30 protein-coding genes are annotated in these 24,247 nt (G+C 44.3%); 14 read left to right on the top strand and 16 right to left on the bottom strand.

What is annotated here, in order from left to right:
- The first annotated feature begins 10 nt into the window (after positions 1-10).
- The 5 genes from B9T20_RS02460 to B9T20_RS02480 are packed head-to-tail and all read left to right on the top strand — an operon-like array spanning position 11 to position 3,008.
- Positions 11-340: an outer membrane protein assembly factor BamE gene (locus B9T20_RS02460; RefSeq protein ID WP_094489662.1), complete on the top strand. Its 330-nt coding sequence runs from the start codon at positions 11-13 to the stop codon at positions 338-340.
- A gap of 20 nt (positions 341-360) precedes the next feature.
- Complete coding sequence (locus tag B9T20_RS02465; protein ID WP_094489663.1) at positions 361-756, top strand: methylglyoxal synthase; 396 nt, start codon at positions 361-363, stop codon at positions 754-756.
- Positions 757-761: 5 nt separating this feature from the next.
- Positions 762-1,580, top strand: coding sequence for a 3-deoxy-8-phosphooctulonate synthase (gene kdsA / locus B9T20_RS02470; RefSeq protein ID WP_008314282.1), 819 nt, complete (start codon positions 762-764; stop codon positions 1,578-1,580).
- On the top strand, positions 1,580-2,149 hold the full coding sequence (locus B9T20_RS02475; RefSeq protein ID WP_094489664.1) for a nucleoside triphosphate pyrophosphatase: 570 nt from the start codon (positions 1,580-1,582) through the stop codon (positions 2,147-2,149). Before kdsA ends, B9T20_RS02475 begins: the two co-directional genes overlap by 1 nt.
- A 7-nt stretch (positions 2,150-2,156) precedes the next feature.
- Complete coding sequence (locus B9T20_RS02480; protein ID WP_094489665.1) at positions 2,157-3,008, top strand: type IV pilus biogenesis/stability protein PilW; 852 nt, start codon at positions 2,157-2,159, stop codon at positions 3,006-3,008.
- Positions 3,009-3,070: 62 nt separating this feature from the next.
- On the opposite strand, the gene B9T20_RS02485 is transcribed toward B9T20_RS02480, so the two are convergent.
- The 6 genes from B9T20_RS02485 to artP are packed head-to-tail and all read right to left on the bottom strand — an operon-like array spanning position 3,071 to position 7,560.
- The gene (locus B9T20_RS02485) at positions 3,071-3,781 is read right to left on the bottom strand and encodes a DsbC family protein (protein WP_094489666.1); all 711 of its coding nucleotides are present in this window, start codon (positions 3,779-3,781) and stop codon (positions 3,071-3,073) included.
- A 15-nt stretch (positions 3,782-3,796) separates the two neighbouring features.
- Entirely contained in the window at positions 3,797-4,678 is an 882-nt protein-coding gene (gene xerD / locus B9T20_RS02490; RefSeq protein WP_063455766.1) for a site-specific tyrosine recombinase XerD, read from the bottom strand.
- Complete coding sequence (locus B9T20_RS02495) at positions 4,675-5,334, bottom strand: ABC transporter permease subunit (protein WP_094489667.1); 660 nt, start codon at positions 5,332-5,334, stop codon at positions 4,675-4,677. Before B9T20_RS02495 ends, xerD begins: the two co-directional genes overlap by 4 nt.
- A 9-nt stretch (positions 5,335-5,343) precedes the next feature.
- The gene (locus tag B9T20_RS02500; RefSeq protein WP_008314272.1) at positions 5,344-6,030 is read right to left on the bottom strand and encodes an ABC transporter permease subunit; all 687 of its coding nucleotides are present in this window, start codon (positions 6,028-6,030) and stop codon (positions 5,344-5,346) included.
- A 29-nt stretch (positions 6,031-6,059) separates the two neighbouring features.
- Complete coding sequence (locus B9T20_RS02505; RefSeq protein WP_094489668.1) at positions 6,060-6,797, bottom strand: transporter substrate-binding domain-containing protein; 738 nt, start codon at positions 6,795-6,797, stop codon at positions 6,060-6,062.
- Between the two features lie 37 nt (positions 6,798-6,834).
- Positions 6,835-7,560 carry an arginine ABC transporter ATP-binding protein ArtP gene (artP, locus tag B9T20_RS02510; protein WP_094489669.1) on the bottom strand — a complete coding sequence of 242 codons (726 nt, stop codon included), beginning with the start codon at positions 7,558-7,560 and terminating at the stop codon, positions 6,835-6,837.
- A gap of 136 nt (positions 7,561-7,696) precedes the next feature.
- Here artP and B9T20_RS02515 point away from each other — a divergent pair, with 136 nt between their 5' ends.
- Together B9T20_RS02515 and B9T20_RS02520 are read left to right on the top strand one after the other, a co-directional pair.
- Positions 7,697-8,548 (top strand): hypothetical protein, encoded by an 852-nt coding sequence (locus tag B9T20_RS02515; protein WP_094489670.1) that lies wholly within the window; start codon positions 7,697-7,699, stop codon positions 8,546-8,548.
- Complete coding sequence (locus B9T20_RS02520) at positions 8,545-8,958, top strand: Mth938-like domain-containing protein (RefSeq protein WP_094489671.1); 414 nt, start codon at positions 8,545-8,547, stop codon at positions 8,956-8,958. The genes B9T20_RS02515 and B9T20_RS02520 overlap by 4 nt, the downstream gene beginning before the upstream one ends.
- Here the strand turns inward: B9T20_RS02520 and corA are convergent, their stop codons facing one another.
- Positions 8,959-9,999: a magnesium/cobalt transporter CorA gene (gene corA, locus B9T20_RS02525; protein ID WP_094489672.1), complete on the bottom strand. Its 1,041-nt coding sequence runs from the start codon at positions 9,997-9,999 to the stop codon at positions 8,959-8,961.
- 180 nt (positions 10,000-10,179) lie between these two features.
- On the opposite strand from corA, the gene B9T20_RS02530 reads away from it, so the two are divergent.
- The 4 genes from B9T20_RS02530 to B9T20_RS02545 all read left to right on the top strand — a co-directional run bounded on the left by B9T20_RS02530 (position 10,180) and on the right by B9T20_RS02545 (position 13,560).
- Positions 10,180-10,419, top strand: a complete 240-nt coding sequence (locus B9T20_RS02530) for a ferrous iron transport protein A (protein WP_233491501.1) — start codon at positions 10,180-10,182, stop codon at positions 10,417-10,419.
- Between the two features lie 3 nt (positions 10,420-10,422).
- Positions 10,423-12,783 carry a Fe(2+) transporter permease subunit FeoB gene (gene feoB / locus B9T20_RS02535; RefSeq protein WP_094489674.1) on the top strand — a complete coding sequence of 787 codons (2,361 nt, stop codon included), beginning with the start codon at positions 10,423-10,425 and terminating at the stop codon, positions 12,781-12,783.
- Positions 12,758-13,045 (top strand): FeoC-like transcriptional regulator, encoded by a 288-nt coding sequence (locus B9T20_RS02540; RefSeq protein WP_233491503.1) that lies wholly within the window; start codon positions 12,758-12,760, stop codon positions 13,043-13,045. Before feoB ends, B9T20_RS02540 begins: the two co-directional genes overlap by 26 nt.
- A 74-nt stretch (positions 13,046-13,119) precedes the next feature.
- The gene (locus B9T20_RS02545) at positions 13,120-13,560 is read left to right on the top strand and encodes an OsmC family protein (RefSeq protein ID WP_094489676.1); all 441 of its coding nucleotides are present in this window, start codon (positions 13,120-13,122) and stop codon (positions 13,558-13,560) included.
- On the opposite strand, the gene B9T20_RS02550 is transcribed toward B9T20_RS02545, so the two are convergent.
- Both B9T20_RS02550 and B9T20_RS02555 read right to left on the bottom strand, forming a co-directional pair.
- Complete coding sequence (locus B9T20_RS02550; RefSeq protein ID WP_094489677.1) at positions 13,557-14,372, bottom strand: symmetrical bis(5'-nucleosyl)-tetraphosphatase; 816 nt, start codon at positions 14,370-14,372, stop codon at positions 13,557-13,559. The two genes, B9T20_RS02545 and B9T20_RS02550, sit on opposite strands and share 4 nt — an antisense overlap.
- Positions 14,373-15,509, bottom strand: a complete 1,137-nt coding sequence (locus tag B9T20_RS02555) for a tetratricopeptide repeat protein (protein ID WP_233491504.1) — start codon at positions 15,507-15,509, stop codon at positions 14,373-14,375.
- Between the two features lie 153 nt (positions 15,510-15,662).
- On the opposite strand from B9T20_RS02555, the gene B9T20_RS02560 reads away from it, so the two are divergent.
- The 3 genes from B9T20_RS02560 (at position 15,663) to cobT (ending at position 17,988) form a co-directional block, all read left to right on the top strand.
- Positions 15,663-16,193 (top strand): UPF0149 family protein, encoded by a 531-nt coding sequence (locus tag B9T20_RS02560; RefSeq protein WP_094489678.1) that lies wholly within the window; start codon positions 15,663-15,665, stop codon positions 16,191-16,193.
- Between the two features lie 7 nt (positions 16,194-16,200).
- A complete protein-coding gene (locus B9T20_RS02565) occupies positions 16,201-16,830 on the top strand; it encodes a LysE family transporter (protein ID WP_094489679.1) in 630 nt (209 codons plus the stop codon).
- Between the two features lie 93 nt (positions 16,831-16,923).
- A complete protein-coding gene (gene cobT, locus B9T20_RS02570; RefSeq protein WP_094489680.1) occupies positions 16,924-17,988 on the top strand; it encodes a nicotinate-nucleotide--dimethylbenzimidazole phosphoribosyltransferase in 1,065 nt (354 codons plus the stop codon).
- Between the two features lie 41 nt (positions 17,989-18,029).
- Here the strand turns inward: cobT and B9T20_RS02575 are convergent, their stop codons facing one another.
- The 7 genes from B9T20_RS02575 to mscL form a co-directional block, all read right to left on the bottom strand.
- Complete coding sequence (locus B9T20_RS02575; RefSeq protein ID WP_094489681.1) at positions 18,030-18,575, bottom strand: NADPH-dependent FMN reductase; 546 nt, start codon at positions 18,573-18,575, stop codon at positions 18,030-18,032.
- Positions 18,576-18,664: 89 nt separating this feature from the next.
- Positions 18,665-19,942: an O-acetylhomoserine aminocarboxypropyltransferase/cysteine synthase family protein gene (locus B9T20_RS02580; protein WP_094489682.1), complete on the bottom strand. Its 1,278-nt coding sequence runs from the start codon at positions 19,940-19,942 to the stop codon at positions 18,665-18,667.
- A gap of 262 nt (positions 19,943-20,204) precedes the next feature.
- Entirely contained in the window at positions 20,205-21,335 is a 1,131-nt protein-coding gene (gene hemW, locus B9T20_RS02585) for a radical SAM family heme chaperone HemW (RefSeq protein ID WP_094489683.1), read from the bottom strand.
- A 12-nt stretch (positions 21,336-21,347) separates the two neighbouring features.
- The gene (nadE, locus tag B9T20_RS02590) at positions 21,348-22,106 is read right to left on the bottom strand and encodes an NAD(+) synthase (RefSeq protein WP_094489684.1); all 759 of its coding nucleotides are present in this window, start codon (positions 22,104-22,106) and stop codon (positions 21,348-21,350) included.
- Entirely contained in the window at positions 22,096-23,193 is a 1,098-nt protein-coding gene (locus tag B9T20_RS02595) for a nicotinate phosphoribosyltransferase (protein WP_094489685.1), read from the bottom strand. Before B9T20_RS02595 ends, nadE begins: the two co-directional genes overlap by 11 nt.
- Before the next feature lie 200 nt (positions 23,194-23,393).
- A complete protein-coding gene (locus B9T20_RS02600; protein ID WP_369907431.1) occupies positions 23,394-23,801 on the bottom strand; it encodes a YqaA family protein in 408 nt (135 codons plus the stop codon).
- A 3-nt stretch (positions 23,802-23,804) separates the two neighbouring features.
- Positions 23,805-24,236 carry a large conductance mechanosensitive channel protein MscL gene (mscL, locus tag B9T20_RS02605; RefSeq protein ID WP_094489687.1) on the bottom strand — a complete coding sequence of 144 codons (432 nt, stop codon included), beginning with the start codon at positions 24,234-24,236 and terminating at the stop codon, positions 23,805-23,807.
- Between the last annotated feature and the right edge of the window lie 11 nt (positions 24,237-24,247).

A 24,247-nucleotide genomic window follows, 5' to 3' on the forward strand; every position in this document is an offset into this window, starting at 1 on the left:
GGAAATGATGATGAAAAAGAGAATGATGCAAATCAGCAGTCTATTATTGATGGCAGGCTTAGTTTCTGCATGTTCAAATTTACCGGGGCTTCATCAAACGGACATTCGCCAAGGCAACGAAGTAGAAGAAACACGCCTAGCACAGATTAAACCGGGCATGCCTGCCCTAGAAGTGCAGCGCATCCTTGGCACTCCGCTTGTGCGCGATCCGTATCATCCTAATGTTTGGCATTACACCTTCTTGCACTCTTTATCCACCGGTGAAGAAGTGACACAACAAAATGTCAAAATCATCTTTGATCGCAATGATAAAGTCGTATCCGTCGAGCGTGTATCATGACCACATTTAGGGAGAATCACATGTTGCATAAAGGCATTGGCCTTGTGGCCCATGATCAAAAAAAACTTGAATTGGTCCAGTGGATTAAACAATATGAAGCTTTTTTTCAGCAATTTCCACTGTACGCCACCGGCACAACCGGCAAAGTGATTTTAGATGCTTATCCTGACTTAAATCTCACCCGTTTAAAAAGTGGGCCTTTAGGGGGCGATCAACAACTCGGCTCTCTGATTTGTACAGGCGAGTTGAGCCTTTTGATCTTCTTTACCGATCCCTTAACCCCAATGCCCCACGATGTGGATGTCAAAGCCCTCATTCGCTTATCCACATTGTATAATATTCCTTTAGCCTGTAATCAAGGCACCGCTGATCTCCTGATGACAGCACTCATTCACAAGCAAGCACAAGAAGGTTAATTACTATGGTTACCATCCCTCTATTTCAATCACCCGTCAGCAACGAAACGCCATTTTTTTTAATCGCGGGCACTTGCGTCATCGAATCTGAAGAGATGACTTTTGAAGTGGCAGGTCGTTTAAAAGAGATGTGTGAAAAACTCAACATTCCATTCATCTATAAATCTTCTTTTGATAAAGCGAACCGCTCTTCTGTGAACAGCTACCGCGGCCCTGGCATCGAAAAGGGCTTGGCCATTTTAGAAAAAGTACGCAGCACCTTAAATGTTCCTGTGCTCACAGATGTGCATGAAGACACGCCGCTTGAAGAAGTGGCTTCTGTTGTGGATGTGTTGCAAACACCTGCATTTTTATGCCGCCAAACCAACTTCATCCAAAATGTCGCCAAGACCATGAAGCCCGTGAACATTAAAAAAGGGCAATTTTTAGCACCTTGGGACATGAAACATGTGGTGGAAAAAGCACGCGCAACCGGCAATGAAAACATCATGGTGTGCGAACGTGGCGTCTCTTTTGGTTATAACAATTTAGTCTCTGACATGCGCTCTTTAGAAGTGATGAAAGAAACGGGTTGCCCTGTTGTTTTTGATGCCACGCACTCTGTGCAATTGCCCGGCGGACAAGGCGCAAGCTCAGGCGGTCAGCGTCAATTTGTGCCAGTATTATCTAAAGCAGCTGTGGCTGTGGGCGTGGGCGGTTTATTTATGGAAACCCATCCCAATCCTGCAGAAGCATTATCTGATGGCCCAAATGCCATCCCATTGTCTGAACTCCCTGCTTTGTTAGAAAAATTACAAGCCATTGACGCCATCATCAAAAGCTAATGTTACTACTTGCCTCACAATCTCCGAGAAGACAAGAACTTCTCCGTCAAATCGGTGTGGATTACCAAATCATCCACGCCACCATTGACGAAACACCGCGCCTTAATGAGGCGCCTTTTTCGTATGTTCAGCGCATCGCGCGTGATAAAGCCATCGCAGCTCGAGCACAACAAACCGATGCACATGCACCCATTTTAACGGCTGATACCATTGTTACTGTCAATGACATGATTTTAGGTAAGCCCAAAGATTATGCGGACTATGAACGCATGATGCAGAGCTTGTCCGGCAAAACCCATCAAGTGCACTCTGCCATTGCCTTACAGTGGCGCGGTGAATTTGTGACAAAAACCTGCACAAGCCACGTCACCTTTGCCCCATTGCCACAAGCCTTCATTGAAGCCTATTGGCAAACTGGTGAACCTTGCGATAAAGCAGGCGGTTATGCCGTGCAAGGCATCATGGCGCGCTACATTCAAAACATCAATGGCAGTTACTCAGGCATTATGGGATTGCCGCTTTTTGAGCTGTCTGAAGCATTAGACAACATCGGTTATAACATTGGATAACTTAGGCATGGAACCTTCATTCAAATACATCAAAAATCCGGATCAAGGCAATCCTGAATCCGTCAGCGTTGAAACGCAATCCACCGAAGAACAAGCCAAAGCTGCAGCAAAACAAGCCAAACGCAGTGCCAATAAACATGGTTCTTCGCTCGGTTGGGGTTGGTTTCAAGGCTTTAATCTATTTGTCACGGGCTGTTTTTTATTGATCTGCTTAGTGTTTGCCTACTTTATGATGGGCAGCGAAACCCATCACGAAGGGCCACCTAAATATGCCGTGGATAAAACCAATTCATTGGGCAAAGCCATTTTTAACCCCGCATTGCCAGAAGAAGTGCGTGAATCTTTTGTATATCATCCGCCGGTGCGCCGCCCAAAAGATGAGGACAAACCGGTATTAGAGGAGATTGAACTCATCAGTGAAGCGGCCAAGCAACCCGATTTACCCACATTGAGTTTAGTGTCTGCCTCCGAAGAGGATGATGCACCTGAAGCCATTAATCTGCCTGGTTTACAGCTCGAAGCCCATGCCGAAACAGCCCCCACCACAACCGAAACTGCAGATCCTCAAGTGGCCTACTTGTTAAAACAAGCAGCCGGCGCAATGAGCCGCGGACACTTGAGTGAACCTTACCCGGATTCTGCCCTTGCTCTGTATCGCCGTGCATTGGAGCTAGAGCCAAGCAATGGCGATGCACTTGCAGGCATTGATCGCTTAGCGACGCATTATCTGAATTTGGCGAAAAAAGCATGGGCTCGAGAAGATTACTTCTCTGCCCTTGATTATGCGGATTTGGGTTTAAAGGCTGATCCCTTAAATCCTGAGCTCAATCAACTCAAAGCATATCTCATTAATCAGTAAAAAGCTGTGCCATAGATGAGATCAAAAAAAAGAGGCCCATTGGCCTCTTTTTTTAATGGTGCTTATTGTTCTGTGCTGTTGATCAAATTAATAAGCTCAGCGGCTGGCACATAACCGCCAATCATCTGACCATTGTCTAAAATGATGTTGGGCGTGCCTGTAATACCAAAAGACATGCCCAATTGATATTGCGCTTCCACAGGGCTTTGACCGGTGCATTTAACATTGGTGTCAAAGGCACGTTTATGCATCGCGGCATCCACTGTGGCTTTTGGATCTTTAGAGCACCAAACACTTTCCATGCGGGTTTTCGTGGCAATCGCTGGGAAGGCTAAATAACGCACTTCAATGCCCGCTTCATTGTATTTTGGAATCTCTTCATGCAATTTTTTGCAATAAGGACAATTGACATCCGTAAAGACAGTGATGGTGTTTTTTTTCTCACCTTTTGCTGGATACACAATCATGTCTTTAACATTGATTTTATCTAAAGCATTGGTGCGAATGGTGTTTTGACGATTTTCCGTTAAATTAACGCGATTGACCAAATCTGTGATCTGTCCTTCAATTAAATAACGGCCATCTGCAGAAAGATACAACGGCAAATTCACATCTTCAATGTACAACTCATACACACCTTTCACATCGCTTGGCACAGCTTTTTCAACCTTCATGCCGCCTAATACTTCTTGGATGTGGGACAAATCTGGTTTAGCGAATGACACCGCGGTGGTGGCTGCTAATAAACCCATGGCAACAGCAATTTTTCTCATATTCAAAACTCCTTCTCATCCCCGAGGGTGATGTTCTTGATGAATGGACTTCAAGCGTTCTTTCGCAATGTGTGTATAAATCTGCGTGGTCGATAAACTTGAATGCCCCAATAATAACTGCACCACACGCAAATCTGCCCCATGATTCACCAAATGGGTGGCAAAGGCGTGTCTTAAGGTATGCGGAGATATGGTCGATGAAATGCCCGCAGTTTTCGCAGTTTTCTTAATGACATACCAAAAGGCTTGGCGCGTCATTTTATCGCCCCGATTAGATAAAAACAGCCAATCGGTGGATTGCCCGCGCGACAACTCGCCGCGAGCATGATTTAAATATTGATTGATCCACTCAATGCCCTCTTCGCCAATGGGCACTAAGCGTTCTTTATTACCCTTACCCACCAAACGCACGACGCCCACTTGTAGATTCACCTGCGTAAGAGTCAATGCAATAAGTTCAGTCACGCGAAGGCCGCATGAGTATAATAATTCCATCATCGCCCGATCCCGAAGCCCAAGGGGTGTGGACACATCATGCGTGTTGAGCAACTTTTCCACATCTGCTTCACTTAAAGATTCTGGTAAAGAGGCTGTAAATTTTGGAATCACCAATTGACGAGCAGGATTATCATCACGCACTTTTGAGACAATCAAAAAATCATAAAAATGTTTAAACGCAGAAACAAAGCGCGCAATGCTCCGGGGGCTTAATTTTTTATCGAGCTGCGTTTGAATGTAGGCTTGTAATGTGGCTTCATCGGCGGTTTCTAAGGTTAAATCTTGATCAAACAGATAAAACTGCAACTTATCTAAATCCGATAAGTAGGATTGCAACGTCAAAGGTTGCAAACCTTCTTGATAATAGAGCGCCTCTTCAAAAGCACCAAGAATGCTCATACTGCCTCAAATGCCATCAATTTACGTTCCACAAATTTTGCACCAATGATGAGTAAACCATTGATCACCAAATAAATGGCGCCGGCCACAGCGTAAAAAGTTAAGTAATCATACGTGCGCCCCGTCACTTCCATCGTGCGCCCCATGATGTCCATAATGGTGATGGTGGAAACCAATGCAGACCCCTTTGATAAGAGCACCACTTCATTCGAATAACTTGGCAATGCGCGGCGAAGGGCCAAAGAAAGCATCATTTTCAACACTTGAAAACGTTTTAAGCCCAAAGCAGCAGTGGCTTGCCATAAACCTGGGGCAATGTTGACAATCGCACCATGAAAGAGTTGCACCGTATACGCAGCTGAGTTCAATGACAAAGCAAACACAGCACAAAACCATGCATCATCAAAATAGGTGCCACGCAAAAAGGCAAACTGTTTTGGCGCATAATACACCAAGAAAATTTGGATGAATAATGGCGTGCCGGTTAAAAACACCACCAATCCTTTGATCAAATAAGCAAGGGGATTTTTCTTCTCTTTATAAATCAATCCCACAACCATAATGAGGGCCAACACAAAGCCAATGAGCAGCGCTGAAAACGTCACCCCAAGGCTCACCGGGATTCCACCCATGATGAATAAAATATCTTCTTTCATGATCTCTTCCTATGCTCTTTCGTGACGTGTTAAAAAGAGCTGAAAACCCTTTTGAATCTGTTGGCTCACTAAACTAATGCCTAAATAAATAAAGGCTGCAACGAGTAACCATGAGAAAAATTCATTGGTTGCCGTTGCGGCCTCTTGTCCTGCTTTCATCAAATCGGTCACCCCAACCCATGAAATGAGGGCGGTGTCTTTAAGGAGCACCAACCATTGATTGCCAAGACCTGGCAATGCATGGCGCCACATTTGCGGCATGATGATGGAGATGAACGCTTTGGTTTTAGAAATGCCAAGCACCTCACACGATTCCCATTGCGATTGCGGCACCGCTTGCAGTGCACCACGCAATGTTTGAGAGGCGTAAGAGGCAAAAATTAAGGACAATGCCGCAACCCCAAGCGAAAAGGTGGAGATGTCAGGGGCATCATCCATATAGATGATGAGTGCATACGGCACACCAAAGGCCATGAACACAATCACCAATAATTCTGGCAATGCTCGAATCACATTCACAATGAGGGCGACAGGATAACGAATGATTTTCCATCGACTCAACTCTAACAGTGCAAAGACAATGGCAATGACAAGCCCTATGCCTAAGGAGAGAAGAGAGAGTTCAAGGGTCACCACGGCCCCTTTGAGTAAGCTTAAGAAAAAACCATCAAAATTTGAAAAAAGTGAATCGAGCATGAAAACGCCTAACTGTTAATGAAAGAAAACTACTTGAACCATTTATCGTAAATTGCTTGATAACGGCCATCTTCTTTGATTTTAGCCAATGCGCCATTAATTTCATTGAGCAACTCAGTATTTTTTGGCAACACTGCAATCGCTAAACCATTGCCAAAAAACTCAGGATCATTGACTTGCTCACCAATCACTTCCAATTCATTGTTGCGCTTGATGTATTCAGCCACCACAACTTCATCACCAAACACAACGTTCACACGGCCAATCTCTAAGTCGCTCATGGCATTTGGATATTGTGGGTAGTTTTTGATGTTTGAATCTTTAAATTTGCTCTTAATGTATTGCTGATGGGTGGAACCATTTAATACACCGATCTCTTTACCAGTTAAGTCATCAACAGTGATGTTTGAGCCTTTCATGGTCACAAACACAGATGGGTTTAAATAGTAAGGATCAGAGAATGCCACATGTTTTTGGCGCTCTTCTGTGATGTCCATGGAAGAGATGATGGCATCAAAACGCTTTAAACGTAAATTTGGAATCAATGAGTCAAAGCTTTGAGACACATACACACATTTTTTTTCCAATTCCGCACAGATGGCATTGGCAATGTCGATGTCAAAACCTGCCACATCACCCGTTTCTGTTTTGTATTCAAATGGTGGATATTCAGGGTTGGTACCAAAACGCAAAGTCGCATCCTTTGCCATCGCAACACCGCCCACACACAATGTGGCCAATGCTAAGAAAACTTTTAATTTTTTCATACGATTTCCTTTCTTTCCTTTGAGATGATTGTTGTGATTAATGGGATAAATACTCTTTAAATTGCACAGTTTCTGGGTGATCAAAATGTTCACAGCCGCCCATTTCCACAATTTGTCCATTTTCAAGATAGACAATGTCTGTGGCAATTTTTTTAGCGAAGTCAACATCATGGGTCACCACCACTTGCGTGATGCCGGTGGTTGAGAGCTCATTGATGATCTCTGCCACTTGGGATGTGATCTCAGGATCAAGCGCCGCCGTTGGCTCATCAAATAATAGCACTTCTGGCGACATCATCAATGCCCGAGCAATTGCCACGCGCTGTTGTTGTCCACCTGAGAGTTTCAAAGGATAGCGATCTCCTAAGCCTGAGAGCTTTAAGCGATCGAGCATTTTGTCTGCTTGGATGGTTGCATCTGCTTTACTCATTTTGCCAAGCTGTGTGGGCGCATAGATTAAGTTATCCATCACCGATTTATGGGGCCATAAATGGTATTGCTGAAACACCATGCCCACTTTTTGACGAAGGGCGCGAATGTCAGCGTCAGCAATTTTATGGGTGAAATCAAATTCAAACCCTGCCACAGATAACTGCCCAACTTTAGGAATTTCTAACAAGTTCATGATGCGCAGCAAAGAGCTTTTACCCGCACCACTCGGTCCTAACAGCACCAAAACACTGCCCTGCTTGGTCATGAGATTTACGTTCTTTAATACAATATGATTACCATAACCATATTCGATATTCTTTAATTCAATCATTGCTCGCCCGAAGTGTCTATCGTCAAAATACCACAAATTTTTTAATTATATCACTCTAAATCTTTTTCCTTGAAATTTTTCGTGCCACAATGGACTATATTCTTCCTTCCACCTTTTGATAGACTGAAAATTGATCATGCAAGCACAACATTTTTCCGACAAACCGCATCAACGCATTGCCTTGATGGGCATGAGTGGCGTTGGTAAAACCACACTCTCCAATTTATTGCCGAAAACCGAATGGTTCCATTACTCCATTGACTACCGAATTGGTACACGCTATTTGCATGAAGAGATCAGTGATCTTTTAAAAATTGAAGCCATGAAAAGCCCTGCGCTTGCTAAATTATTGCGAAGTGATTCGGCCTTCATTGCCCCAAACATCACCCTTGATAACCTCAATGCCATCTCCATGTTCATCAGCATGGTGGGCGCTTTAGACAAAGGCGGCTTGCCATTAGATGAATTTTTAGCGCGCTTAAATGCTCATCGCACCGCAGAAATCAATGCCATGATGGACACGCAAGCCTTCATTCATCGCGCCACACATATTTATGATTATCCACACTTTATCTGTGATTTTAGTGGTAGCGTCTGTGAGCTAGATGCCCCCGAGGTGATCGATTCGGTGGCCAAAGAGTGCTTACTCATTTACATCAAAGCCACCGATAACATGATGAGTACATTAATTGAACGCGCGCAAAAATATCCAAAGCCGCTATATTATCAAGCAGACTTTTTGCACTCAGCCATCAAAGAATATTGTGAAACGCAATCATTAAATGGCTGGCAGGAGATTGATCCGAACCATTTTGCCGTTTGGGTGTTCCCGCATTTGGTCAAACATCGCTTGGTGCGTTATGATGCCATCGCCGCTCAACACGGTATTACCCTTTCGGCCGAAGAGACCCTCAACATTCATTCAGCTGAGGCCTTTTTAGATTTGATTGATCGCACACTGCACACGCAAGGTAAGGAGAGAGCATGATCGAACACGATGATTCACAAAACATCGGCACATCGAACCTACGCAAAGAAGATCCCGGTTATTTGGCCATCAAACGTTATGATGACACCGGTTTTACATTGACCAATGATGCTCATCATCAAGGCAGCTTGGTGTTGTATAAAAATGATGCCTACGATGCATTGACGCCAGATCATTTCACAGATTTAACTGAAAAACATTTTCGCAGTTGGCTCTCATTGAAGCCTGAAATGATTTTGATTGGCACAGGGGACACGCACCACTTTTTATCCCCTGAACAGATGGCCTATTTTTACACCAAAGGCATTGGCATTGAAACCATGCGCACTGACTCTGCTTGTCGTACATACAGCGTCATCGCTGGTGAAATGCGCAATGCTTTGGTCGTGCTCTTTCCAGCAAAAGGCTGATTACAACCAGCCTTTGCGCTTAAAGAGTAAATATGGCGCAATGCCAGAGAGGAACATCGCCGCAATCGACAATGGATAAGAGAAGGTGAAATTCAGCTCTGGCATGTGAGAGAAGTTCATCCCATAAATACTGGCTATCAATGTCGGCGGCAAAAACACCACAGAGGCAATGGAGAAGATCTTAATGATGCGACTTTGTTCTAAAGAGATTTGCCCCATTGCCGCTTCTAATAAGAAGTTGATCTTATCAAATAAGAATGAAGTGTGGCCCGTGAGCGACTCTAAGTCACGCAAAATCTCACGCACATCTTCATTTTGCTCGCCATTAAGCAAACGACCACGCACCAAAAAAGAGAGCGAACGGCGCGTATCCATCAAGGATAAACGGGCTTTGCCATTGACATCCTCTTCGCGCGCAATGCACACTAAAATCTCATCCATTTTCGCTTTAGACTCTTCGGCATCTTCTGCAAGCATATCTTTGCCTTCAATGACTTTTTTCGGCTTTTTATCATGATTTTCATCATGTTTTGTGTAATCGAGCACATCGCGGCTCACATGTTCTAAGCGCGAATAGATGCCTTCTAACACATCGGCCACATGTTCGACAGCCGTTTCATGTAAACCCACTAAAATGTCCATCGCATTGACCACATTGTCCATGTCATTTGCCACAGGATGACGCGCACGCAAGCGATACAATCTAAACGAGCTTAAATCTTCATCACGAATGGTGAATAAACAGCCGGCAAAAATGGAAAAAGCCACCGTGACATTTGTGGCGCTGTCCTCAAAATCATTGAGAAAGAAACTGTGAATGTGAATCCCGTCCTCATCCTCATAAAAGCGCGCCGATGCCTCAATGTCTTTAATCTCTGCTTTTTCAGGAAGTTCAAACTTATAGTGATTTTCCACCATTAAGCGTTCTTCTTCCGTTGGATCTATTAAATCAATCCAGATCATTTCTTTGATAATATCTTCTTTATTTTCAATTTTGATCTGCTGTAAACGCCCATTTTGAAGGATAAAACCTGTAATCACTTCCTCTCCCTTATTGACGCCTCGTCAAAAAAACCATTAAATCTCTTTACTATAACGTGTCTTATATTATTGAGCAACCAAAGCCCTGTTTGAATGATTATCATTTATTTTCTTAATATCATTGATAATCATTTTCAATCGCTATATATTGTCGTCCATCAATCAGATGGAGAAATCATTATGACAATAACGACCTTAGATCAATTGTCCATCGATCAAGTCGCTATGATTAAAAAGCTCGACACTCTCAATACTTGTTATCGCAATAAACTATTGGCCATGGGCATTACGCCAGGTTGTAAGGTGAGCATCGTGCGAACGGCCCCACTTGGCGATCCGATGCAGATCACCATTCGTGGTTTTCAGCTGTGCCTTCGAAAATCAGAAGCCGCCACCATACAAGTCGAAATCGAGGATTAATCCATGTCAAACAAAACCATTGCGCTGCTTGGTAATCCAAACTGCGGCAAAACAACACTCTTTAACGCATTAACTGGCAGCAATCAAAAAGTGGCCAACTGGCCGGGCGTGACGGTGGATAAAAAAACAGGTCAATTTAACATTGATCACACCATCATTGATGTGGTGGATTTACCGGGCACTTACTCATTTGAAGGGGATTTAACGAATACATCACAAGATGAATTGGTGGTGCGCCACTATTTGCTCGACCCCAAAAATCAAGAGAGCATCATTGTCAACATCATCGATGCCTCAAACTTGCAGCGCAGCCTTTATTTAACCTTTCAGCTCCTTGATTTGCGCCGCCCGATGATCATCGTGCTCAACATGATGGATGTGGCACGTTTAGAAGGCTATGAGATTTTCCATGCCTTATTGCAAGAAAAGCTCCATTGCCCCGTTGTCACCATCAGCGCCAGCAAAAATGAAGGGATTGATGAGCTTAAAAAAGTGATCGCCGCGTATGATCCTGATTTATATGTGGATCACCTGCCCTATAAAACCCTCAATCCGACGATCACCAACATCATTCAAACGCAGCTTGATTCCTTATCTGAGCACAGCATTCTCAATCAAATGAGCCCATGGCTTGTGCTTGAATCCATCAAAGGCGATCACATTGATCCTGCGTTCACAGCAGCAGATACAGCTGCATTGTCCGCAACCCGTAAAGAGATTGAAGATTTAGCCGAAGGTGAATACGACATTGCCATTGCCAGCGCCCGTTATGAATCCATTGATGAGCTCGCAAAAGATGTCATCAAAACGGTGGGCATTGCCAGTACAAAACTCACCTACAAAATTGACAAATGGGCATTAGGCCGCTTTACGGGCTTGCCCATCTTTTTATTGGTGATGTTTTTAATGTTCGCCATTGCCATCAATGTGGGCTCGGCCTTCATTGACTTTTTTGAGATTCTCTTTTCAGCGATCTTTGTCGATGGTTTAGCGAGCGTTCTTAACAGTTGGAGCGCACCCGGTTGGCTCGTCACCTTTTTAGCCAACGGCATTGGTGAAGGGATCAAAACTGTGGCATCATTCATTCCGGTGCTCACCATGATGTTTTTATGCTTATCACTGCTCGAAGATTCAGGCTACATGGCGCGTGCTGCCATGGTGGTGGATCGCGGCATGCGCGCCATTGGCCTGCCTGGCAAAGCCTTTGTGCCGATGCTTGTTGGCTTTGGGTGCAACATTCCTGCCATCATGGGTACGCGCACTTTAGAAAGTCATCGTGACCGATTGATGTCCATTATGATGATTCCATTCATGTCTTGCGGTGCACGGTTACCTGTCTATGCCCTCTTTGCCGCCATTTTCTTCCCAACGAATGTGGGCATGGTGGTTTATTTACTCTATTTGCTGGGCATTGTGGTGGCCATTTTCACAGGTTTTGCCCTCAAATTCTCCATTTTAAAAGGGCCAAATACGCCATTTATTATGGAATTGCCCGCTTATCATTTGCCCACCTTTAAAGGCATCATGCTCACCACGTGGGAGCGCCTCAAAAGCTTCATTTACAAAGCCGGTAAAGCCATCATTTTAGTGGTGGCCATCTTGGGGATCTTAAACAGCTGGGGCACCGATGGCTCTTTTGGCAATGCCGATTCTGACAAATCCGTATTATCGAGCATTGGCCGCACCATTACGCCTGCCTTTGAGCCAATGGGCATCACTGAAGAAAACTGGCCGGCCACTGTTGGAATTTTTACGGGTATTTTTGCCAAAGAATCGGTCATTGGTACACTCAATGCCCTTTATTCTCACAATACTGAACATGAAGATTTTAATTTCTGGGCAACTGTGGGTTCAGCATTTGCCACCATTCCTGAAAATTTAGCTGGCATTCCGGGGTTATTGCTCGATCCCCTTGGTATCTCTGAAAAAGTGGCCGATGGCGACTTAGAAACGATCAAAAATGACAATGAAGTGGATGATTCTACCGTGACTCAGATTCAGCAATATTTCACGTCTGAAGCCGCTGTGATTGCTTATCTGATTTTCATTTTGCTCTACACGCCATGCGTTGCTGCATTGGGCTCTGTCTACCGTGAAGCGGGCGCAAAATGGACAATTTTGGTGGCCTCTTGGACATTCATCATCGGTTGGTTATTGGCGGTGGCATATTATCAAGCCTCGCTATTGTCGGCCGGTTCAAGCACGGCACTGTTTTGGATCATGGGCACTGTGGTTGCGCTCTTTGCCCTCTTTATGCTGCTGCGTTGGATGGGTCACAAAGAGATTTTCACGCAATCTCATGCCATTGTGGCGCAAAGTCACGTCAAGCGCTGCTGTGATGACAACAAAAAATGCTGCGGATAATATGTTACTCCTAGAGATCAAAGCCTACATTGAGGCTCAAAAAGAGGTGACGCTGCCGATGTTGGCAGCGCACTTTAACATTCCGGAAACTGTGGCATTCGATATGGCAGAGCGCTGGGTCACAAAAGGTAAAATCGAGAAAATCACCGTTGCATGCGGCTCATTGGCTTCAGGTTGCGGGGATTGTGGCTCAGGCAGCTGCGCTGTGAAAACCTTGATGCAGCCAAAACCCAGTCAGCAAATTTTGTATCGCATTCTTTAGTTTAGCCTTATGGCAATAAATCCGCTAAGATAAAGCGTAAACACCATAAAACGACAATGATTAGGAGCATACAAATGAGCGACAAAGCCGCAAAAGTTTATCAAGCCCGCACCACCATCATCGAAGGTTTTCAAGTCAAAATTGAAGCGCGCGATCACACCTTGTATTTTGATGAACCCAAACCCTTTGGCGAAGACACCGGCATGACACCTGTCGAAGGTTTATTGGGCGCCATTGGTGCATGTAAATCGATTGTGGCAAAAGTCACCGCAAAACAAATGGGGATTGAGTATCGATCCATGGAAGTGTTGGTGGAAGGTGATTTTGACGCACGCGGTTATCAAGGCAATCCGGATGTCGCGATTGGCTTTAGCGACATTCGCACAACGTACGTGATTGATTCCGATGCTTCTGAAGAAAAACTCAAGCAGCTGATGGCATTTGTCGATGCCCATTGCCCTGTCGCTGCCACCATTAAAGACAGCGCACCGATGAGCTCGACATTGCGCCGTTAATTCTTACGCTTTTTATGAAACAATGGATGCGGCGATTGGTCTAAACGAATCGCCGTTAATTTTTCACCCCAAGCGCAACCAGTATCAATGCATGTGATGTTGTTTTCACTGTGCAACCCAAGGGATGCCCAATGGCCAAAAATCACCTCAGTCCCACCAAAAGCATTTGGCATTTTAAACCAAGGAATGAGTGTTTCTCTCGCCTCTGACAACGGTACTTTTGCATCAAAGTCTAAATGCCCATCGGCAAAGAGATAGCGCATGCGAGTCAACACATTGACAATGGCGCGAATGCGATCGATGCCCGTTAAAGATTCATCCCAATAATTGGGTTGATTGCCAAACATTTTGGGCACAAACTCACGGCACAAATCATCATCTTTGAGCACCGCTTCTGCCTCTTTTGCAAGTTCAAGCGCTTGAGGAATGGACCATGACGGATGAATGCCCGCATGACAAATGGCCACATCTAAATCCTCAATGTAATGCATTAAAGGCTGCTGACGAATGAAATGAATGTAATCGGCCACATTCGGGCTTTGCATTAACTGATCATACGTATCGTGGCGCTTTAAACGGATCAACCCTTCTGCGTACACCAAAAATGCCAAATCATGATTGCCAAGCACCGGAAAAATCGAATCGGTATGCTTCATGAGATAATTTAAGGTTTTCTCTGATTTAGGGCCACGATTGATGAGATCGCCCACCAAATAGAGCTGATCATTTGCGTGATCAAATTCAATTTTTTCCAACAATTTCTTAAATTCGCGATAGCAACCGTGCAGATCACCCATTGCATAAATGGCCATTTAATTTTTATTCCTACTGTTTAAATACTCATGCAGGCGCTGAATGCTGTTGTATTGGGCATGAATGGACCATGCATAACTGGAGGCCAACTCCTCCATCCCACTTTGGCCGAGCGCACCGACATATTCACGCAGCGTCAAACCATCGGTTTGCGCCACCACCGTTTGGGCTTGCTCATAATAATCTAAGGCACGCTCAAAATCATCTTGTGACACATAAAAATAGATCAGGTCAAACAAGGCTGACAAAGAGAAATAATGCAACTGATCGGCAGATTTCGTCAAGCTTTGATTCACATTTTTAAGGGCATCTAAATACATTTTCTCAGCCTCTTTTGGGTGCCCTGTTTGCACCAAAATCCAGCCAAGCATCGATTCTGTGCGCGCTAAATTGTAATGATCGCGGGCTTTAGCGCTCATGTGCAGCTCATACTTTTGATCTAAAATGCGTTTTGCTTTATCAAACTGCCCAAAATCTAGATAAAATTGCGCCAAATTTTCCATCGCTAAAACTGTGCGAATGTCACCAAAGCCCAAATATTTCATATCATTGTTCAGGGCATAATTATAATAATACTCAGCCTGACTCAATAAATTGCGGGTTTCGTACGTCCATGCCAACATGCGAAGGGTGGCGCCATATTCTGTATTGTATGGATATTTTTTACGAATGGAGATCGCCGTTTCCAATAAATTGGTGACGGTTTGAATGTCTTTATTTTCAATGTCATATGTCCAAACCAACGCCTCTAATACATTTGCATAGAGCAATTCATTGGCCACATCATTTTCGATCAATGTTTTGGCATCTAAAAGCAGCGCCCGCGACACCAATTTATCTTTCTCTAAACCTGCAGATTTTAACAATGCTTCCACATAAATGGCGTTGCGCTGATCCCCAACATATTCATCTAAACCACGTTGATAATAATGTTTTGCCAACTCTTCGTTGTTTTGCTCTAAAAACCAATCACCAATCAATAGCGTATTTTGCAAACGTTGCGCGGGACTTTCTGACAATTCAATGATGGTATCTAGGGCTGAACCTTGTGCCACTTCTTCAGCCATTGCCAAAGAATAAGCAGCACCCATATTCAAAATGCCTAGCATTCCCAATGTTTTCAATGAAATTTTCATAAATGATGGCCCAAGACTGTTGTGCAAATGATACAGATTTTCTATTTTACAACAAAACATAGTAGCAAAAAAATTTAATTCATGATGGATTAAAGCGATGAGAATTGGGATAATTGACAATTCTTTCGAAAAGTTTCAATTAAAGGATGCTACATGAGCGCAAATCAAGACGTGTTATACAAAGAATATCAAGAAGTTCTCTCAGGTTTAAACCCTTCAGAGGCGCAAGGCATCCTGATTGCTTACATCTGTGCACAGCCAAATGAAGCCGTATTGTTATGGATCAAAGAATTGTCTCGCCTGACCAACGATGGCATTAAAGAAGGCGACTTATTGGTGCAACTTTATAAAGAAACGGTGCAATCTTTAAACGATTTAAATTTCACCTTCACGCCATTGTTGCCTGAAGATGCCGACATCTATCAAAAAATCGCAGCGTTGCAACAATGCGGCGAAGGCTTAGTGTATGGCATTGGCATGAACCATCTTAAATTAGAAGGTGATGCCTATGAGTTCATGAATGATTTGATTGAATTTACCCATGCAGACTTTGAGCCAGAAGATGAAATTGATGATGAAGCCACCGAACAAGATTTTGAAGAGATTTTAGAGTTCATTCGTATGGGGATTTTACTCATCTACCATGAAACGTTACAAACGGCTGATGCCAAATCAAAAGTGTGATTAAACCATGATTCTACTCGCCTCCATTGCTATGACGCAGCTTGTTGCCCTTGCTTCTCCTGGGCCTGATTTTTTCTTCATCTCGCAAGTGGCAGCAAGCCGCCCGCGTGAAGATGCACTCAAAGCCATTTTTGGGGTCACATTGGGCGTTTTTGTGTGGGCGTTGCTTGCCCTCCTTGGCTTAAACATTGTGTTAAAACAGTTGCCATGGCTACATCGCGGCATCATGACCCTTGGGGGCAGTTATTTACTCTATTTAGCTTATTTATTGATGCGCGCAGCACTCAAGCCTATACAAATGACCGCGCGTAATGCCACCACTGTCAAACAGCGCTTTTTCTTAAAAGGGCTTTTGACCAATCTTTCAAACACCAAAGCCCTCATTTACTTTGTCAGTGTCTTTTCTGCCATCGTGACAGGTTCCGTTGATGTTTCCACCAAAGCCATGATTTTAGGCATCATCACTTTAGAAACATTGGTGTGGTTTTTATTCATTGCTCGCCTTTTCTCACTGCCAAAAGTGAAACAAAAATATCAGCAATATGCACCGTACATCGATGGTTTTGCCGGCATTTGCTTCATATTGTTTGGCGGCTTTTTGGTTTACTCAGGACTCTTTGGCGCATTGTCATCATAAAAAAATCTACCAAAGCCCACCATAACCATTGCAAAACATGTGGATAATGGTAGGCTAAATCAATCTGAGCGACTTGCAGATTCAAGGATCATTATGAGAACGTATCACATTCAAGAGCCTGATTTAAGCATGAGAAAACAGGTCCAAGCCACATTAGATGGCCTCTCAAAACCGATTGGTTCCCTCGGTAAACTTGAGGGTGTTGCCCGCAAAATTGCCACGATCCAAAAGAGCCTCACGCCAACATTGAGCCATCCGCACCATCTCATTTTTGTCGGGGACAATGGCATCAGCGATGAACAGATCAGCCCAAGCCCGAAAGAGATCACCTGGCAGCAAGCCATGAACATCATGCAAGGCGGTGCTGGTATTAATGTTTTTGTGCGCCAACATCATTTTGATCTGCTCGTGATCGACGCCGGCACGGACCATAATTTCCCAACAGACATCGGCATCATTGATCGAAAAATTCGCCGTGGCACCCGTAATTTCCTCCATGAAGCGGCGCTCACGCCCGATGAAGTCAACCTAGCACTGCAGTATGGCGAAGAGGTGATCAACCTCATTGATCATCATGGTTGCAATGTGGTCTCGATGGGTGAGCTTGGCGTTGGTAGCACAGCAGCAGCATCAATGTGGATGTCATTATTAACAGGCATTCCCCTGCCACAATGTTCAGGCTATGCTTTTGGCGGCAAATACAGTGATCATAAATTGCATGTCCTGAGCGATGCATTAAAGCGTTTTGTGCTGCCTGTCACGCCGATGAATGTGATGAGTGAATTTGGCTCCCTTGAACTCATTATGGCAACGGGTGCAATGCTCAGAGCTGCTGAGCTGAATATGGTGATCCTCATCGATGGTTTTTTAATGAGTACGGCATTTTTAATGGCCTATAAAATCAATCCTGACATCGAGCATTACGCCATTTTCTGCCAACGCAGCGAAGATAAAGGCCATCGTCAATTACTTGAATATTTGGGCGTTGAACCCTTGCTCCACTTAAACTTTTATGTGGGCGAAGGCAGCGGCGCGGTGTGTGCATATCCACTCATTCAATCGGCGGTCAATCTCTTGACACAAATGAGCCGTTTTGATGAAACCTTCAGCCAACGCACACGCTATGATCTTGAGGACAACGTAACACTCGATGCATAAAAAAAGCTGGCAAACGCCAGCTTTTTAGCATTTTGATGCCATTAACTGTTGTGTTTCACCCATTCAACAAACTGATTGACCCAACCCTCTAAATAAGCTTTGGTGCTGTCACTGGTGATGTGCCCTTCTGCATCAAAGGTGTTGTCATGATATTGCAAATAAACATCCGGCTGACTCATCACCGGCATGTTCAAACACGATAAAATATTGCGAAGATGCTGCTGAGCAAGCGCTGTGCCAAGGGCGCCTGGGCTTGTGCCCAAAATGCCGGCAGGTTTACCTTGCCAAACACTGCTACCATATGGACGCGATCCATGATCAATGGCATTTTTTAATAATGCAGGAATGGAGCGATTGTACTCAGGTGTGACAAAAATCACCGCATCGGATGCTGCAATGACTTTTTTAAAGTCCAGCACGGCCTCAGGCGTTGGCGATTCATTGTCCTGATTGTACATCGGCAGCTGACTAAGATCGGCAAACACCGCCTCATAATCGGTCGGCAATAGATGGCTGATCGCCACTGCCAACTGTTGATTCAATGAGCCTTGACGAACACTACCAACAACAAATGCGATTGTTTTCACACAACTCTCCTTTCTGTTTTTTATGAGTATGATTCCATTATAGTACCACTTCACATAAAAAAATCCCCCAATTTCTGGGGGATTTTGCCTTAGCCGCGTTGCAAGGCTTGATCAAGGTCAGCTTTGATGTCTTCGACATTCTCAAGACCCACAGAAATGCGGATAAAACCTTCAGAGATGCCAAGGGCTGCCAATTCATCCGTTGGTGTTTGACGGTGCGTTGTGCTGGCAGGATGCGTAACAATCGTACGCACATCGCCCACGTTTACCGCATGAATGCCAAGTTCTAAGCCATTGATGAATGCGCGGCTCTTCTCACGGCCACCTTTAATGCCAAAGGCCAAAATGCCGCCTGCACCTTTCGGGAAATATGCTTTTGCACGATCATAATCAGGATTGCTTTTCAACAATGGATAACTCACCCACTCTACTTGTGGATGGTTTTCTAACCATTCAGCCAATGCCAATGCACTTTTAGACACATAATCTAAACGTAAGTGCAAGGTTTGAATGCCTTGAAGAACTAAAAATGCATTAAATGGGCTCAAAGAGGCACCAATATCACGCAATACGTGGGCACGGGCTTTAATCAAAAAGGCTAAATTGCCAAATGCTTCTGTGTACACCAAACCATGATAAGCATCTTGTGGCGTGGTTAAGCTTGGGAATTTGCCATTGTTCCAATCAAATGTACCAGAATCCACAATCACGCCGGCCAATGCATTGCCATGTCCGCCCAGATATTTCGTAGCAGAATGCACCACAATGTTGACGCCATGATCAAAGGCTTTAAAAATTGCTGGCGGTGTAAACGTGCTGTCCACCACAAATGGCACATCATTTGCCTTGGCAAGCGCTGCAAATTTTTCCACATTCAACACTTCAACTTTCGGATTGCCAATCACTTCTGCAAACAAAATTTTGGTGTTTTCTTGAAAGGCTTGTTGAATCTCTTCGCGGCTGGCATTTTGATCCACATACGTCACTTCAATGCCAAAGTTTTTCAAGGTGTTAGAAAACAGTGAATAGCTGCCGCCATAGATGGATTTAGAAGAGACAATGTGATCGCCTGATTCACAAATGCTCAACATAGTGGTCAACAATGCCGCAGCGCCGGATGCCACAGACAAACCGCCAACGCCGCCTTCTAATTCCGCCACCACATTGCCAAGGGCATCATTGGTGGGGTTTGTTAAACGTGAATAGATGTTACCCACGGCAGATAAGTTAAATAAATCAGCGCCATGATCCGCATCATTAAAAGCAAATGCTGTGGATGTGTGAATTGGACGCACGATGGAATTGGTTTCATCGCCTCTAAAACCTTGGTGGACCGCTAACGTTTCTAAGTGTAATTTTTGTGTCATGGTTGTTTCTCCTCGTTGTGATGATTTTTAAAATAAAAAAGCCGGAGTGATCTTTGTCACTCCGGCTATGTTTTGCATGTTAAAATAATAATGCTTTAGAGAGTGACTCATACGGATTCGAGAGTCACTTTTGCAAGTAACTCTCTAAAGCATCATCATTTCAATTACAAATAATAGGTTCATTTTCTGTTCCAGATAGGTGTTTACGTCATTTATAAAAGCACATTCCATGTATGCCGTCAACACCCTTCATTAAAAAAATTTATTCAATGAATTCTGACAGCACACGATTTAAAAATAAAAAGCCTTGCTCTGTGGTGGCCAATTGATCACCTTGCTGCAAGAATCCTTTGGCCTGTAACGCGGCAATTTTTTCATCAATCATGCTGAAATCCAAGTACGTGCGCTCTGTAAAATATGCCATTGGCACGCCCGTTTTTAAACGCAATACATTGAGCATGAATTCAAATGGCAAATCCTCTGGCACCACTTCCGTAATGGTTAAACGTTCAGCGGCGGATTTTTTCAGATATTGTGCAGGATGCTTTTCAAGCAATGTGCGTAAAATCTTCTGCTCGCCTTGCATTGTGATTTTGCCATGGGCACCCGCGCCGATGCCGATGTAATCGCCAAACTCCCAATAATTGCGATTGTGCACCGATTGATGCCCCGCTTTACCAAAGGCGGACACCTCATAATGCTGATAACCCTTTTGCGCTAAGCGTGTATAACTCTCAATTTGCATGCGCTCCACCAACTCACTTTCCGGCAACGGCGGTGGATATTTATGGAAAAAGGTGTTCGGCTCTAACGTCAATTGATAATGGGAAATGTGATCCGGCGCTAATGCCATCACGCCCTCTAAGTCGGACAACGCCTCTTCAAGTGTTTGATCAGGCAAGGCAAACATCAAATCGCAATTGATGTTGGTAAAGCCCGCTGCACGCGCAATGCTCACGGCACGTTTTGCTTCATCCGCCTGATGAATGCGCCCAAGCTTTTTCAAATGCTTATCATTGAGACTTTGGATACCAATGGAAATACGGTTAATGCCAAGATCGTGATACGCCTGAAAATACGCAGCATCCACAGTACCCGGATTCGCCTCAATGGTGATTTCTGCATTTGGATCAATGGTGAGATAACTTCTAAGCCCACTCATTAAGCGTGCCATATCCTCAGGCTTCATTAAGCTTGGCGTGCCGCCACCAATGAAAATGGAGCGAATTTTGCGCCCCCAAATGTATGGCACAATGGTGATGACATCCTCAAGCAAAGCATTGACATAATCATCATCATAGCCCTCAGTTTTCAGCTGATGGGAGTTAAAATCACAATACGGGCACTTCTGAATACACCATGGAAAGTGTATGTACAAACTTAATGGAATCATACAACCTACAATTTATTGAAACTCGGATAAGGGCTTAGGCGCATGGGGCAACTCGCGCTTATGCACAGAGCGGCTCTGCCAATGCTTGACCACTTGTTGAACATGATCAGAGACAAACTCGCCGCGCAAGGCACGATTCATCTCATCATAACTGATGCCAATCTCCCCTTCATCGGTTTGATCTTCCCACAAACCACCAGAAGGCGCTTTTTCTATGATGGCTTTTGGCACACCTAAATGGCGCGCTAAATCAAAGACTTCATCTTTCATCAAATGGATCAATGGGACGATGTCCACGCCGCCATCACCATATTTGGTGAAGTAACCCATTTGCCACTCCACTTGATTGTCTGTGCCCACCACCAAAGCTTGATTCGCTTGAGCGATGGCGTACAACGTCGTCATGCGTAAACGTGCGCGCATGTTGCCATCAATCACCAACGTTTCTGTCTTGGTTTGACCCTGCAAGCGTGATGCGCCAATGGCATCATACAGCATGCGATGGGTGCTGGATAAATCCACTGTGATGTTCGGCATGTTTGAGGCGTCTGCCACGATGTGGGCATCTTTTAAATCATTCGGATGGCTGTGACATGGCAACATCACCGCCAATGAGTTGTTTAGATCAGCCTTAGCCAATAAAAAACTCACCACCGCAGAATCAATGCCGCCGCTTAAACCAAAGACATAACCCTTCATTGAACGGGCATCACGCTCATTGTGCAACCATTCAATCAAATGGTCCACATAACGCGTCCAGTTATCCTTCATACGCCACCTTCTCTAATCTTGGGTTTGGCCAATATTCGCGCCCTGCTTTTGCTTGCGGTTGACCATCTAACAATACATTGTCACCGGTAAAACCAATGTTGATCTCTAATAAACTTGAGCCAACACCATAAACATTGATCGGCACATTGTGTTTTTCAAAATTAGCGATCTTCTCAGGCGTTAAACCGCCGCTGACAATGATGTTCACATGCTGATAACCTTCTACATCTAATGCTTCACGCAGGGCAAACACCAACTCTTTATTGCAACCGCGCGGATCAAATTTACCCAGCAATTGAGGATTGCGCATAAAGTATTGATCCACCATATTGCCAGAGGTGTCAATGCGCACGGCCGCCAATTGATCGCCAAGTGTGCGCGCGACTTTTAATGAATCGGTGATCACATCATTGTGATAATCCACAAGCACCACCAATTGATCTTCAGGAAATGTCTCTTGATACGCTTTAGAGGCCGCCACAATGTCGCCATTAAAGAGTTGAATGAGTGCATGCGGCATTGTGCCAATGCCCTCTTTGCCCCACCATTCATTCATGGCATGTGTCGCTTGTGCTGAGCTACCGCCAATGAAAGCGGCATATCCATCGCCTGCTTGCTGACTAAAATGATCATTGCGATCACCCATAAAGAGCACCATTTTATCGCCCGCGGCCTTCACAACATGATGAACATTCGTCGCCACCGAGCTTCTTCTGGCCAAAATGCCATCAATCAAACCTTCTAAAAAACCAAAGTTTTCATAATGCCCCGTGATGGTGAGCACCGCTTCAAAAGGTTCAATTAAATCCCCATCGTGCAGGGCATAAATCTCTAAGGATTCTGGATTTTTTGCAAATGTATGAATCAAAGCGATCGATTCATCAATGCCACACACCACAACCTGCTCTTTGCGCTGAAAAAATTGCATCGTCACAACGCGATTTTGACAATATTTTTGGGCCAGTTCTGCGGTTTTTAGAAAATAGACGGCAGAGAACCAGCCATCTTTCACTCGTTCATCAAACTTAAATGTTTGATTGGTTAAACGTGCTATTTTGCCTTGTTGCTTCAACTCAAATTCTTTCATATTGTCATTGCCACTTCACTTGGTTGCGGTATTATCGCATTTTAAAAAAATTTATCAAAATAATTGATATTATGGGCATTATATTGAATAAGCATCATCAACTCTTCTGATAAACCTCCTGTTTTTTCTCATCCTCATGCTTTGTTGAGTGTTCAAACATTTGTGCAATTTAATTTGCCTTATGTTTAATATATTAAACATTATTTCCAGAAAAAAAGCAAAATTATCATCCCATAACGCGCCGTTTTGCCCAACAAAATATACATGGCGCACGCGCCCATTGGTAACCGAAGCCAGCCTGCCGCTAAAGGCAGCGCATCGCCAATCAAGGGCACCCATGACAATAACAGCGCAGGGCTGCCATAACGGATGAAATAATTTTGCACTTTTTCTGAGGGCAATGTTTTCGGTGGCACCCATCGCCCAAGCAGCAACGAAGTTAAACTGCCCAGCGTATTGGCAAGGCTTGCCACACATAACGCCCATGCGGCTGATTCTGGAAATTTGGCCAACAACGCCAATAAAGCAACCTCAGAACTGCCCGGCAAAATTGTGGCCGAGGTGAATGCTGAGGTTGCCAATAACCAAAGAGCAGCCGCTTCGCTGATCACTTATTTTGAATCAGATTGTTTGGCCAATAAATCGCGAATCTCTTTTAAATAATCTTCAGCCGTTGGTGCAGGTGGTGCTTTAGGCGCTTCTTCTGCTTGTTGTTTCTCTTCATGCGCCGCAGCCGCCATGATTTTATTGGCAGTTTTCATGATGATGAATAATACAATCGCAGTAATGAGGAACGTAATGAGTGCACTTAACACAGCGCCCACATTAAACGTCACACCTTGCACTTGAAACACCAAGTTGCCAAGAGCATCATCGGCAGAGGTTTTGCCTGTGGTTAATACAAAAATCAAACTGATGATCGGCGTTAATAAACCTTCAACAATTTTGTTCACAATTGCAGTAAATGCTGTACCGATCACAACACCCACAGATAAATCTAGAATGTTGCCACGCAATAAAAACTTTTTAAACTCTTTAAACATGTGTTGTCCTT

This window comes from Wohlfahrtiimonas sp. G9077, from assembly GCF_002252155.1.
GTDB lineage: Bacteria > Pseudomonadota > Gammaproteobacteria > Cardiobacteriales > Wohlfahrtiimonadaceae > Wohlfahrtiimonas.